The sequence below is a fragment of the Pseudarthrobacter sp. genome (assembly GCF_036675385.1).
In the GTDB taxonomy this organism is placed as follows: domain Bacteria; phylum Actinomycetota; class Actinomycetes; order Actinomycetales; family Micrococcaceae; genus Arthrobacter.
Genome location: NZ_JAKFFD010000213.1, coordinates 1 through 9,592, shown reverse-complemented (window position 1 = coordinate 9,592; position 9,592 = coordinate 1). Strand labels below are relative to the sequence as shown.

Genomic DNA, 9,592 nt, shown 5'->3' with positions numbered 1-9,592 from the left:
GTGGCGGCCCGGCTGGGACCGCTCGCCTCGGAAATCTACGATACGTTTGCCGCTGAAGGCGGAGCCGGCCGGGACTTCTCCGGAATCATCACCGATATCCGCGACAAATCGCAGCACTAGCACCATCTGCAGCACTGGCAACACGCGAAAACCATCTGCAGCACAAGCAACTCTGCAGCACGAGCAACACGCGAAAACAGCTGAAAGGTCAGGCATGACGGAGTACACGAACATCCTTGTGGAACAGCGCGGCCGGGTAGGGCTGGTCACGCTCAACCGGCCGGAGGCGCTCAACGCCCTGGACAAAGCCACCATGGACCAGCTCGTGGCAGCCGTCGCCGCCATGGACGCCGACCCCGGCGTGGGCGCGGTGGTGATCACCGGCTCGACCAAGGCGTTCGCCGCGGGTGCCGACATCAAGGAAATGGCCTCGCAGGGCTACATGGACATGTACGCCGCAGACTGGTTCCGGGGCTGGGAGGACTTCACCCGGCTGCGGATCCCGGTCATCGCGGCCGTGTCCGGCTTCGCCCTGGGCGGCGGCTGCGAGCTGGCCATGATGTGCGATTTCATCATCGCCGGGGACAACGCCAAGTTCGGCCAGCCGGAGATCAACCTCGGCGTGCTGCCGGGCATGGGCGGTTCGCAGCGGCTCACCCGCGCCGTGGGCAAGGCCAAGGCCATGGACATGATCCTCACCGGGCGCTTCATCGGCGCCGAGGAGGCTGAACGCTCCGGACTAGTCTCGCGCGTGGTGCCCGCGGAGAATGTGGTGGAGGAGGCGCTGAAGGCCGCGGAGGTCATCGCGTCCAAGTCCAAGCCCGTGGCCATGCTTGCGAAGGAAGCCGTCAACGCGGCCTTTGAAACGGGACTCGCCCAAGGTGTCCTGTTCGAACGCCGGATCTTCCACTCCCTCTTTGCCAGCGAGGACCAGAAGGAAGGCATGGCCGCCTTTACGGAAAAACGGCAGCCCGAGTTCACCCACCGCTGACCGGTAATTACCGGGCAACCGACAGGGATTCCCGGTGGGCCGCGACGTCTGCGGCCAGTTCCTCGGCCATCAGATGGTTGTTGATCACGACGGCGGTCCACGCACCAGCCGCCGCCGAGGCCAGGACCTGCGCACGCATGTCCGTCACGTTGCCCGCCGCCCACACCCCCGCCACCGCGGTGGCGCCGTCGGCATCGGTCTCCAGGAAGTCCCCGATCCCCAGGGGATGGGGTGCCGGCTCGAGGCCAAGTCCGGCGAAGGCGCCCAGCCGTGCGCGCACCTGGGGTCCCACCACTACCGCGTCCACTGCGATTTCGGGTCCGCCGGCCAAGGCGACACCGCGCAGGACGTCCTGCTCCACCCGCAATGATTCAACGGCGCCCGCAACCACGCTGATGCCCCGGGCGGCCAGCTGCTCCAGCTCGTCGTCGGTGGGAAGGGTCAGGTCGTTCAGGAACAGGGTGATGTTGCCGCTCCACTGCCGGAAGAGCAGGGCCTGGTGCACGGACCAAGGCCCGTTGCCCAGGATGCCGATGGCCTGATCCTGCACCTCCCAGCCGTGGCAGAACGGGCAGTGCAGCACGTCCCTGCCCCAGCGCTCGCGGAGCCCGGCAATCCCCGGCAATTCGTCCACCAGCCCGGTGGTGATCAGCAGGCGGCGCCCGCGGATCACGGTGCCGTCCGCCAGGGTCACGGAAAAACCGTCGGTCGCATTGCCCGCAGCGGCAACAGCCTCGCCCTCCACTATCCGTGCGCCGTAGTGCTCGGCTTCGGCACGTCCGATCCTCAGGAGCTCGGCGGGGCTGACACCATCGCGGGACAGGAATCCGTGGACCCCCTGGGCGGGGGCGTTGCGGGGTTCGCCGCTATCAACCACCACCACGGAACGGCGCGACCGGCCCAACATTTGCGCGGCGCTCAGGCCGGCGGCCCCTCCACCGATGATCAGGACGTCGCAGGTGCTTTCATTGTGTGTTCTCATGCCTCCATGCTCCGCGGCACCTGCTCAGGGTGGCAAGGAAAGTTGCTGGAATGGCAAACTGGGCCAATGGATGAAGAATTCGACGACGTGCTGGCAGCGGTGGGGCCGCGGCTCAGGGCCCTCCGCCTCAACAGCAACACCACCCTGGCGGCCCTCGCCGAGGCCACCGGGATTTCGGTCAGCACACTTTCACGGCTGGAATCCGGGCAGCGCCGCCCCAACCTGGAGTTGCTGCTGCCGCTGGCTAAAGCGCACCGGGTCCCGCTGGACGAACTCGTCGGGGCTCCCGCCACGGGCGATCCCCGCCTGCACCTGCGCCCCATGGTCCGGCACGGCATGACCATCATCCCGCTGACGAGGCGGCCCGGCGGGATCCAGGCCTACAAGCACATCCTGCCGGCCGGCACGCCGGACCAGCCGGACCCCCAGGTCCACGACGGGTACGAATGGCTGTATGTGCTCAACGGAAAACTCAGGATGGTCCTGGGCGGCCGGGACCTGGTGATGGGGCCCGGCGAAGCAGCCGAATTTGATACCCGGGTGCCCCACTGGTTCGGCCGGGCGAACACCGAAGCGGTGGAGTTCCTGAGCCTCTTTGGAACCCAGGGCGAACGCATGCACGTCAGAGCCAAGCCGCGCTCCTAGACCCGTTGGGCTGCCAAACGCTAAGGGACGCCGCTAGTCCGCAAAGTCCCCGGCGTTCCGGCGGAAAGTACCCAGGATGCGGATCAGCTGGTCAACATCGGCGGCGTCGAACCCCGACTGGCCAAACACCTCGGTGTTGAGCACCGCCGTCGCCCGTTTGGCAACGATCCGCCCCTCCGCGGTGAGCTCGATCAGGGTGGTGCGGCCGTCCGTGGGATGCGGCGAACGGGTCACCAGTCCCGAGCCTTCCAAACGGTCGACGGCGTTCGTCACCGAGGTGGGATGGACCTGGAGCAGGGCGCTCGCCTTGTTCATGGGCAGCGCACCGCTGCGGGCGAAGCTGAGGAGCGCGAGCAGTTCGTAGCGGGCGAAGGTCAGCCCGAACGGTTTCAGGGCGCCCTCGATCCGGGCCAGCAGGATTTGCTGCGTGCGCATGATCGCGGTGATCGCAGCCATGGGGGCGGCGACATCGGCCCAGCCGTGCTCCTCCCAGTTCCGTTGGGCGTCCGCGATGGGGTCCCGGGGCAGTGGCGCGGCCATCCTCAGCCCTTCAGCCCCGGGAAATCCGCCTCGGAGTACTCCACACCGAAGCCGTCCGGGTGCGCGCCCCCGCCATGCCGGAGCACCTCATTGTGCCGCAGCTCCACACGGCGGATTTTGCCCGAGATGGTCTTGGGCAGCGCCGCGAATTCCAGCCGCCGGATCCGTTTGAACGGCGCCAGGTGTTCGCGGCAGTACCGCAGGATGTCCTCGGCCAGCTCCGGCCCCGGCTCCAGCCCGGACACCAGCACAACATAGGCCTTGGGGACCGAAAGCTTGACCGCATCCGGCGACGGAACCACCGCCGCCTCGGCCACGGCGGGGTGTTCCAGCAGCACGCTCTCCAGTTCGAACGGCGAGAGCCGGTAGTCGGAGGATTTGAAGACGTCGTCGTCGCGGCCCACGTAGGTGATGACACCGTGTTTGTCCCGGCTGGCCATGTCGCCCGTGTGGTAATAGCCGCCGCGGAACGCCTCGGCGGTCCGTTCCGCGTCCCCGTAGTAGCCCTTCATCAGCCCCACCGGCCGGGGGTCCAGGCGGAGGCACAGCTCGCCGTCTTCGGCTTCTTCCCCCGTGTTCGGATCCACCAGCACAACGTCGTAGCCGGGAAGCGGCCGCCCCATGGCGCCGATGGTGACCGGCTGGCTGGGCGTGTTGGCCACCTGGACGGTGGTTTCGGTCTGGCCGAAGCCGTCCCTGATGGTCTGGCCCCAGGCGCGCTGGACCTGCTCGATCACTTCGGCGTTCAGCGGTTCGCCCGCGGAGACCACCTTGGTGGGTGGGGTCTTCAGCACTTTCAGGTCCGCCTGGATGAGCATCCGCCAGACGGTGGGCGGGGCGCAGAAGCTGGTGACATGCTCGCGGTCCATCTGCTCCATCAGGGCACGGGCGTCGAACCGTGCGTAGTTGTAGACAAATACGCACGCCTCCGCGATCCACGGGGCGAAGAAATTGGACCACGCGTGTTTGCCCCAGCCCGGCGACGCCACGTTCAGGTGCACGTCGCCGGGTTCCAGGCCGATCCAGTACATCGTGGAGAGGTGCCCCACCGGGTACGACGTGTGGGTGTGCTCCACCAGCTTGGCCTTCGACGTGGTTCCGGAGGTGAAATACAGCAGCAGCGTCTCGTCCGCGTGGGTGGGGGCGTCGGCTGTGAAGGTGACTGCCGCCGTCGTCGAATCCGTGTATTGGAGGGCACCCGCGGTGGCCGTGGTTGTTGCGGCGGTGCCGATCCCGCCGATTTCGATCAGGCGGTAATCGCCGGGGACGCCGGCAAACTTACCGATGTTGGAACGCCCGACGGCGGCCCAGCCCGCCTCGCCACGCTCCACGCGTTCGGCCAGGTCCTCCGGACCCATCAGGGTGGTGGTGGGGATCAGGACAATGCCCAGCTTGATCCCGGCCAGCATCAGCTCCCAGAGCTCCACCTGGTTGCCCAGCATAACGATCATGCGGTCCCCGCGGCGCATGCCCTGGCTTCTCAGCCAGTTGGCCACCTGGTTGGAACGGGCGGCCAGGTCCGCGAAACTCCGGCGGGTAGCCGATCCGTCCTGCTCCACGATGACCAGGGCCGGATTGCCCGCCTTCTCAGGATCGGCGGCGATCTGGTCGAACCAGTCGAGGGCAAAGTTGAATTCCGTGAAGCGCGGCCACACGAACTCGCGCCTGGCCTGGTGGTAGTCGGAATGCAGGGTCAGCAGGCGGTCGCGTGCCTCGCGGAAGTCATCGGTGACTGACATGGGGGACACCTTTCGTCCAGTGATGCGCATCACTAAGAATCCATCCCTGTGCAATATACTAGGACATCCAAGGGTTTGGAAGACCGAAGGGATATGAAGCGTGCAGCCACAAGGACGTGAGCGTGTTGTGACCGAAGCCCCGCCCTATCCAGAGGCAGACCTGATGCACATCGTGGACCTCCTGCCCGCGGCGGAACGTGAGCGCTACCTGGAGATCCGGGCGTTCCTGCAGTCCACCGTGCGGCAGGCCTCCATTGACTACTGGAACCGCGAGGAATTCCCGTTCGGGCTGCTGGCGGAGATGGGCAAGCACGGGCTTGGCACCTTGCAGACGGACGGCACGTCCAAGCTCTTCAAGGGCCTGATGTACGTCGAAGTGGCCAGGGCGGACGTTTCACTGTCGGCACTCGTGGGGATCCACAACGAACTGATCGTGGGGATGATCGACGCCCTCGGTTCCGAGGAACAGAAGCAGCGGTGGCTGCCTGGCCTGAAGAACTTTACCCAGCTGGGCGCCTTCGCCCTGACCGAACCGGAGCACGGCTCGGACATCGCCGGCGGGCTGGAAACATCCGCGCGGCTGGAGGGCGGCGAGTGGGTGATCAACGGCGCGAAGCGCTGGATCGGCTCCGGGACCATCGCGGACTTTGCCCTGGTATGGGCGCGCGACGCTGCGGACGGGCACATCAAAGGCTTCATTGTGGAGACGGACCGCGCTGGCTACCGAGCAACCAAGATTGCCAACAAGATCGGCCTGCGGATCATGCAGAACGCTGACATTGTGCTGGACAACGTCAGGATTCCGGCGTCCAACATGCTGCCGGGCGCCACGGACTTCTCCAAAGCCAACGACCTCCTGCGGGATTCGCGCGCCTGGGTTGGCTGGCAAGGTGCCGGGATCCAGCTGGCCGCCTTCGACGTCGCCCGTTCCTACTCCCTGGAACGCAAGCAATTCGGCAAGGAACTGGCATGCTTCCAGCTGGTCCAGCAGCAACTGGCGGAGATCCTGGGCAACGCCTCCGCGTCACTGGCGTTGATGGCCCAGCTCGCCCGGATCCAGACGGACGGCAAGCTGGAGATGGCGCAGGCGGCCATGGCAAAATCCACGTGCACCCGGCTGGCCCGCGCGTCGGTGGCGATGGGACGGTCGCTGCTGGGCGGCAACGGGATCAGCTCGGACTTTGAAATGGGCAAGCTGTTTGGTGATGCCGAAATCCTCTATACCTATGAGGGCAGCTACGAAATCAATTCGCTGATTGTTGGCCGGGCCGTTACCGGAAAATCGGCCTTCGTCTAGCAATTCACCGGAAAGAACTTAAGAAAAAACTGCCCTGGCCATGCTTTGCAGCACGGTCAGGGCAGTTGATCAGAACCTTAGAGCGGGCGAATATTCTCTGCCTGCGGGCCCTTGGGGCCCTGGGTCACATCGAATTCGACTTTCTGGTTCTCATCCAGCGAGCGGTAGCCGCTGCTGGCGATTGCGGAATAGTGCGCGAAAACATCGGCGGATCCGTCGTCCGGAGCGATGAAACCAAAGCCCTTTTCAGCGTTGAACCATTTAACTGTGCCTGTTGCCATTGCTAACTTCCTTTGTAACCCTTTTCTGGTCCTGCTCGGACGGCAGGCAGACGCGGAGTCTGTAGTCCGCTGTCTCAAACCTAGGGGCTGCGCGGTGGGCGTGCAATAGCTGCAGTCATCAAGTGTCACCGCTGTTACAGAAGTGGTACACGGGAATTGACCGCTGCGGGCTAGCGCATGCCCTCCCGGCGGATGGCCGTGGCGATCGCCGCGGCGCGGGTCTCCACCCCGAGCTTGGCGTAGATATGCGCCAGATGGGTCTTGACGGTGGCCTCCGAGATGAAGAGCCGCTGGCCCAGTTCCCGGTTGCTGAGCCCCTCGGTCAGGAGGCTCAGCAGCTCCGCCTCCCGGGGCGTCAGGACCTCGTCGGGATTGCGCAGCTGCTGGAAGAGCCGGGAGGCCACGGGGGCGCTCATGACGCTCTTCCCTTGCACGGCACCGCGGATGGCGGCGAAGATTTCGTCCGGGGCGGCGTCCTTGAGGAGGTAGCCCATGGCACCGGCGTCCACCGCCCGGACGATGTCCGCGTCGGAATCGTAGGTGGTGAACACCAGGATGGCCTGCCGGCTGTTGCGCTGCCGCAGCTGCCTGATGGCCTCGATCCCGTCCATTCCGGCGCCCATGGCCAGGTCCATCACCACCACGTCAGGGGAGTGGTGTTCCACTAGCCCCAGCGCTTCCTCGCCGGAGGCGGCCTCGGCCACCACGTCAAAGTCAGGCTGCGTACCCAGCAGCGCCTTCAGTCCGCTCCGGACCACCAGGTGGTCGTCCACCAGGAGGACAGTGATGGTAGTCATGCGTCCTCCGCTGTCATCTGCTGGCCAGGTGGCGCTGACTGCACCCGGGCCGGCACCTGTGCGGCCACGATGGTCCCTTCGCCGGGGGAACTTTCCACCGAGAATACCCCGCCCAGCTGCTCCACCCGCTGGCGCATGGCCCGCAGCCCGTAGCCTCCGGCGTCCGACGGCGGTGCTGCCGCCGACGGGTCAAAGCCCGTCCCGTCGTCGTAGATGTCCAGGGTGACGGAGCCGGGAAGGAACCCCAGCGTCAGGGTTGTGGTGGCGGCGTTTGCGTGCTGCTGGATGTTCGCGGCCGCGCTCTGGACCACCCGCAGCAGGGCGTGCCGGACGTCCGCCGGGACGTCCCTCGGTTCGCCGGTGACCAGGAGCCGGGCGTGCGGGACGTACTGGGCGGCCGCCTGGTGCAGGGCTTCGGGAAGCGGCGATGCGTCGAGGCCCGGGGAGGCGAGCTCGTGGACCAGATTGCGCGTCTCGGAGAGATTCCGGCGCAGCAGTTCCGTAGCCTGGTTGAGTTCCTGGCGCGATGCCTGGCCTGGCCACGAACGGTCAGCGGCCTCCAGGAGCAGCAGGCTGCTGGCCAGGCCCTGCGTCACGGTGTCGTGGATCTCCCGCGATACGCGCTCGCGTTCGGCGATGGTGCCGGCCAGGCGCTCGCTGGCCGCCAGCTGCCCGTGTGCCAGCGATACCTCCGCATGGAGACGGCGCTGCTCCGCGGCGTCGTGCTCGATCCGGTCATAGATCAGCGTCAGCATCACGCCGACGGCGAGCGGCCCCAGCAGCATCGCCAGGTCCGTCCCGTCGCTGAGCCGGAACAGCCCGACGGCGGTGGCGGCCGCCGTCGCGCTTGCCGCCACGTAACCCACGACGCCCGTAAAGGCTGTCCGGCACAGGAAGAGGATCGCAAAGGAACACCAGGCGAAGCTGGGTGCGGCGATGACCAGTGCTGCCCAGACGGCCACAAACACGAGCATCCAGACCGCCCAAGGGCGTCTCTGCCGGGCCAGTACGGCGATGACGGCGTAGAGCGCGCACACCGTTCCAGCCAGGCCGAGGACCAGCAGGTTGTCCTGCAGGCTGTGCCGCATGGCATAGCGGACGGCCGAAGCGACGAGCAGGACAGCGAAGCCAAGGTGGACGGCGGTGTCGATCCGGCCGAACTGGCCAGGGGCGCCGGCCGGTCCACGAGGCTGGGCGGGTCCGGTGGTCGGCGGGGATCCGTCGGTCAGGGTTTTACGGGGAGTGGCTGGGGAGGGCATGGGGTCCGGTTCAGGTCAGGGGCGTTCTATCCCATGCTATTGCCCGCGCCGTTGCTGGTCTCTCCGCCTTTTGGCTGATGCTGCTGGCCATCCGGGGGAGCGGGGCGCAGCCAAAGGCCCGATGTTTGTTCGGGCGGGGCCGGACAGGATGGATGGAGCCGAAGCCCGTTCCAATGGATTCCGCCAACGTGAGTCCAGCAACCTACGTCCAGCAACGTGCGTCCTGCAACGTGCGTCCTGCAACGTGCGTCCTGCAACGTGAGTCCATCAACCCAAGGAGAAACACCGTGAAGAAGTCCAACAAGATTGCCGCCGCCGCTGCTGCCGCAGGAGCTTTGCTGCTGACGGGAGGGCTGACCGCTGCAGCCAACGCCGGGACCAGCCAAGTGGCCGCTCCCGCCGTGGTACCCGCCGTCGATATCCCGCAGGCGCCGGAGACCGTGGTGGCGCAGAACCGCATCACCGCGGGTGCCTCGGCCGATGCGGTCCGGGCAGCCCTTGCGAAATGCCAGGCTGACAAGCTGCCGTTCGTCACGGTGGCCCTGGTGGACAGGTTCGGCACCGTCCAGGCGCTCCTGCGCGGGGACAACGCCGCCGAGCACACGATCGAAGCAGCCCAGCAGAAGGCCTACACCGCGGCCGCGTTCGGTGCACCAACGAGCGAGCTGGCCAAGCGCGTCAACAGCAACGGGCCCAGCATCGCGGACCTCCCCGGCACCCTGTTCCTGCCCGGCGGCGTCCCGCTCAAGGTCAATGGTGTGTCCGTGGCAGGCATCGGCGTGGGCGGTGCCCCCGACGGCAACCTGGACGAGGCCTGCGCCACCGCCGGCGCCGAGGCCATCGCCGCTGCAGCTGCCGGCCCGGCCAAGTAGGCTCGGCTCCATGAGGCGGTTCAGGACCTGGCGCCGGGCACGCAGGGCGGCGGCAATCCTCTTTCTGGCGGGCGGTGTATCAGCTTGCCTGGCCGCCTGCCAGGCGGGTCCCGGCGAGCCGCAACGGCAGGAGTCGCCGCCGTCGTCCGTCCTGGTCAGCCCCGGCAGCCAGCCCCCGTCCGGACCGTC

General features: G+C 66.9%; 10 protein-coding genes and 1 pseudogene. 5 read left to right on the top strand and 6 right to left on the bottom strand.

The genetic code is table 11. The features are described 5' to 3' along the window. Together V6M49_RS17635 and V6M49_RS17630 are read left to right on the top strand one after the other, a co-directional pair. Positions 1-120, top strand: a pseudogene (locus V6M49_RS17635) (3-hydroxyisobutyrate dehydrogenase); the annotation flags it as partial. Positions 121-214: 94 nt separating this feature from the next. Continuing rightward, positions 215-991, top strand: a complete 777-nt coding sequence (locus V6M49_RS17630; protein WP_141139295.1) for an enoyl-CoA hydratase — start codon at positions 215-217, stop codon at positions 989-991. A 7-nt stretch (positions 992-998) separates the two neighbouring features. Here V6M49_RS17630 and V6M49_RS17625 read toward each other — a convergent pair whose 3' ends face one another. Next, a complete protein-coding gene (locus V6M49_RS17625) occupies positions 999-1,973 on the bottom strand; it encodes an NAD(P)/FAD-dependent oxidoreductase (RefSeq protein WP_332762394.1) in 975 nt (324 codons plus the stop codon). 66 nt (positions 1,974-2,039) lie between these two features. Here V6M49_RS17625 and V6M49_RS17620 point away from each other — a divergent pair, with 66 nt between their 5' ends. Continuing rightward, positions 2,040-2,618, top strand: a complete 579-nt coding sequence (locus tag V6M49_RS17620; RefSeq protein WP_332762392.1) for a helix-turn-helix domain-containing protein — start codon at positions 2,040-2,042, stop codon at positions 2,616-2,618. Between the two features lie 33 nt (positions 2,619-2,651). On the opposite strand, the gene V6M49_RS17615 is transcribed toward V6M49_RS17620, so the two are convergent. Next, complete coding sequence (locus V6M49_RS17615; protein WP_104063182.1) at positions 2,652-3,158, bottom strand: MarR family winged helix-turn-helix transcriptional regulator; 507 nt, start codon at positions 3,156-3,158, stop codon at positions 2,652-2,654. A gap of 2 nt (positions 3,159-3,160) precedes the next feature. Continuing rightward, positions 3,161-4,897 carry an AMP-binding protein gene (locus V6M49_RS17610; RefSeq protein ID WP_141139299.1) on the bottom strand — a complete coding sequence of 579 codons (1,737 nt, stop codon included), beginning with the start codon at positions 4,895-4,897 and terminating at the stop codon, positions 3,161-3,163. A gap of 163 nt (positions 4,898-5,060) precedes the next feature. On the opposite strand from V6M49_RS17610, the gene V6M49_RS17605 reads away from it, so the two are divergent. Next, on the top strand, positions 5,061-6,194 hold the full coding sequence (locus V6M49_RS17605; protein WP_141141936.1) for an acyl-CoA dehydrogenase family protein: 1,134 nt from the start codon (positions 5,061-5,063) through the stop codon (positions 6,192-6,194). Positions 6,195-6,271: 77 nt separating this feature from the next. On the opposite strand, the gene V6M49_RS17600 is transcribed toward V6M49_RS17605, so the two are convergent. The 3 genes from V6M49_RS17600 to V6M49_RS17590 all read right to left on the bottom strand — a co-directional run bounded on the left by V6M49_RS17600 (position 6,272) and on the right by V6M49_RS17590 (position 8,531). After that, a complete protein-coding gene (locus V6M49_RS17600; RefSeq protein WP_013599688.1) occupies positions 6,272-6,475 on the bottom strand; it encodes a cold-shock protein in 204 nt (67 codons plus the stop codon). A gap of 170 nt (positions 6,476-6,645) precedes the next feature. Then, positions 6,646-7,272 (bottom strand): response regulator, encoded by a 627-nt coding sequence (locus V6M49_RS17595; RefSeq protein WP_248763014.1) that lies wholly within the window; start codon positions 7,270-7,272, stop codon positions 6,646-6,648. Next, the gene (locus V6M49_RS17590; protein ID WP_332762368.1) at positions 7,269-8,531 is read right to left on the bottom strand and encodes a sensor histidine kinase; all 1,263 of its coding nucleotides are present in this window, start codon (positions 8,529-8,531) and stop codon (positions 7,269-7,271) included. The genes V6M49_RS17595 and V6M49_RS17590 overlap by 4 nt, the downstream gene beginning before the upstream one ends. 287 nt (positions 8,532-8,818) lie before the next feature. Between V6M49_RS17590 and V6M49_RS17585 the strand changes: the two genes are divergently transcribed. After that, positions 8,819-9,403: a GlcG/HbpS family heme-binding protein gene (locus V6M49_RS17585; RefSeq protein WP_332762367.1), complete on the top strand. Its 585-nt coding sequence runs from the start codon at positions 8,819-8,821 to the stop codon at positions 9,401-9,403. Positions 9,404-9,592 lie beyond the last annotated feature (189 nt).

Excerpts from the sequence above, each read along its gene's own strand:
- V6M49_RS17625 (WP_332762394.1), bottom strand. The coding sequence starts at position 1,973 with ATGAGAACACACAATGAAAGCACCTGCGACGTCCTGATCATCGGTGGA.
- V6M49_RS17595 (WP_248763014.1), bottom strand. The coding sequence starts at position 7,272 with ATGACTACCATCACTGTCCTCCTGGTGGACGACCACCTGGTGGTCCGG.
- V6M49_RS17615 (WP_104063182.1), bottom strand. The coding sequence starts at position 3,158 with ATGGCCGCGCCACTGCCCCGGGACCCCATCGCGGACGCCCAACGGAAC.
- V6M49_RS17620 (WP_332762392.1), top strand. The coding sequence starts at position 2,040 with ATGGATGAAGAATTCGACGACGTGCTGGCAGCGGTGGGGCCGCGGCTC.
- V6M49_RS17600 (WP_013599688.1), bottom strand. The coding sequence starts at position 6,475 with ATGGCAACAGGCACAGTTAAATGGTTCAACGCTGAAAAGGGCTTTGGT.
- V6M49_RS17630 (WP_141139295.1), top strand. The coding sequence starts at position 215 with ATGACGGAGTACACGAACATCCTTGTGGAACAGCGCGGCCGGGTAGGG.
- V6M49_RS17610 (WP_141139299.1), bottom strand. The coding sequence starts at position 4,897 with ATGTCAGTCACCGATGACTTCCGCGAGGCACGCGACCGCCTGCTGACC.
- V6M49_RS17590 (WP_332762368.1), bottom strand. The coding sequence starts at position 8,531 with ATGCCCTCCCCAGCCACTCCCCGTAAAACCCTGACCGACGGATCCCCG.
- V6M49_RS17605 (WP_141141936.1), top strand. The coding sequence starts at position 5,061 with ATGCACATCGTGGACCTCCTGCCCGCGGCGGAACGTGAGCGCTACCTG.